The sequence below is a fragment of the Intestinirhabdus alba genome (assembly GCF_009711095.1).
Lineage (GTDB): Bacteria > Pseudomonadota > Gammaproteobacteria > Enterobacterales > Enterobacteriaceae > Intestinirhabdus > Intestinirhabdus alba.
Genome location: NZ_WMJZ01000098.1, coordinates 1 through 1,935 on the forward strand (window position 1 = coordinate 1; position 1,935 = coordinate 1,935).

2 protein-coding genes are annotated in these 1,935 nt (G+C 46.7%); one reads left to right on the plus strand and one right to left on the minus strand.

Features of this window, described 5'->3' with window-relative positions; genetic code table 11:
- Positions 1–339: 339 nt before the first annotated feature.
- The gene (locus GJV78_RS22545; protein WP_155110289.1) at positions 340–792 is read left to right on the plus strand and encodes a hypothetical protein; all 453 of its coding nucleotides are present in this window, start codon (positions 340–342) and stop codon (positions 790–792) included.
- Between the two features lie 616 nt (positions 793–1,408).
- On the opposite strand, the gene GJV78_RS22550 is transcribed toward GJV78_RS22545, so the two are convergent.
- Complete coding sequence (locus GJV78_RS22550) at positions 1,409–1,684, minus strand: hypothetical protein (RefSeq protein WP_155110290.1); 276 nt, start codon at positions 1,682–1,684, stop codon at positions 1,409–1,411.
- Positions 1,685–1,935 lie beyond the last annotated feature (251 nt).

Genomic DNA, 1,935 nt, shown 5'->3' on the forward strand with positions numbered 1-1,935 from the left:
CCCCTTTGAAACCCTGTGCGGTTCTACGAACCTCAAAAATCCCTACCGCCTCGCCCTGCTCGTTGGTCAACGCTTCACGTAACCGGATTAAAAATCCGTTCCCGTTCACCGTTTCAGCCAGGAAGGAAAGATCGCGTTTTGAGGATTGGAGGGGCTTTTTAGTCTGAAATCGCCCGTCAGTCAGTCCGGTGCATAACGATTCATGCTCGTAAAACTCACAGGAGCGATTCTGAGGCGTTTTCGGGGGGTAAGGCGTAGAGTTTTGATGGTTAGAGCTTAGAAACGCGCACAGGCCGTCTGAGCGGTGCGCGTAATGACGCGTTATGGTAAATACACATTATGATTATTCACCTCGATATAGAGTTTGAATGTGAGGGGGGAGGAATGGGATCGGATGTCCAATGGCAGATAGATAACGGTTATTTGCGTCAAGTTATGGGGGATTTTTCGGAGGAAGCCCCTAGCTGTGAATCTCCAATTTTTGGGAGATATTTTGAAACTTTTCAAGCAGCCGCACATGTAGCAAAGGCTTTTCCTGGTAGTACGTTACAGCCTGAAGAATTTGAAGATTATGCAGGTTGCGTCATTCGACGTTATTACGTCGATTGTTATCCGTATTATGATCTCCTTCCACCAGAAGAATCCTTTGATTTTATGTATAAGGACTATCCTAGCGCCGTGCATTTTGCGGCTTGTATTGATCAAGCCAGTAATGAACTGGATGACCTCCTGTCAGGAGAAGGATATGGCGCTAATGGTGAGGGGCATGCCAGCCCGATAATTAAATATTAGCGATAGGACTACGTATTTTTTTGCAAAAAATCACTAATGCCCCCGTGGTGGGTATATAAAAAATCACGGGGAGCGTAGCGACCTTCGTCAGCTCTTTTCTTGTGTGTCTCACCCTGCAAGGGGCTTGATTGTGTGGGCGTAGTGTTAGACGTTCAACAATCACACTTCACCGCTTACTGCTGCCTTATTCGCTCACTTTATCAGGTGCCAGTTATCGTACTGCGAGACGGGGTAGAGCTTAACTCTTTCGCGGTTAAGTTACGTTTCCACCGTTTGCCTGTTTATCCTGCCGGAGTCCGGGGCGTAGACCTGAGCGTCTAGGGTGCAGATATGATTTTAATGTCGTTGAATGGTATTAAGCTGGTAGTGACATGGCTAGCCAGCCCTGCTAGGATTGGATTGCTACGTCTAGTCCTGGCAGGTATCTGCGAAGAATTAGAGTACCGAAGCCCTGTGATTCTGTCACGGGGCTTTTGTACATTTAAGCCTCAGCAAATCAAAAAGATCCCCATCAACAAGCCCGCACCGCTCGCCGCAGTCGAATGACCGAACGTAGTGAGCGAATGAGCGAGGAAGCGGAATATCCACCCTGCTAATGTGATGCACGTTCACGCTGTTACTGACCTGAGCGCTTTTTTGCCTTCGCCCTTTTGAACATGGTTCTGACGGTCATTACTGTCATTTCTGCATTCGTATTCTCGTTCAGGCAATTCGTGATCACTTGCCAGCTTCTCTGCTGTTTTGCTTCGGCTATCTCATTAAACGCCTCATCAAATACCGCCTGATGACTCTTTAGCGAACCGAAATTCAGCAGGAAGATCGTTTTGTTTAACGATTCTTTTGTCGTTTTCAGTCCGAGGCTATGTAGTGTTTCGGTGATTGTCTTTTCCATTTCTTTGCTTGTTTTTTATGCTTTTGCTGGCGTGTGTACGTAATTTTGTACGCGGATTTGTACGCATATTTTGTCTTTGTGTACGCGGTTTTGTACGCAGTTCTGTACGTTGCAAATCCGTTTCTGTAGGCAGTTTTGTACGCAGGTTAAAAACATTCCTGAACTACAGGCACGAGACCGACCGTACACACTTGAGGACAAAATGAGGACATTTTATCTTCAAGCGTATCCTGTCGTGTGCCAAAGGGGAA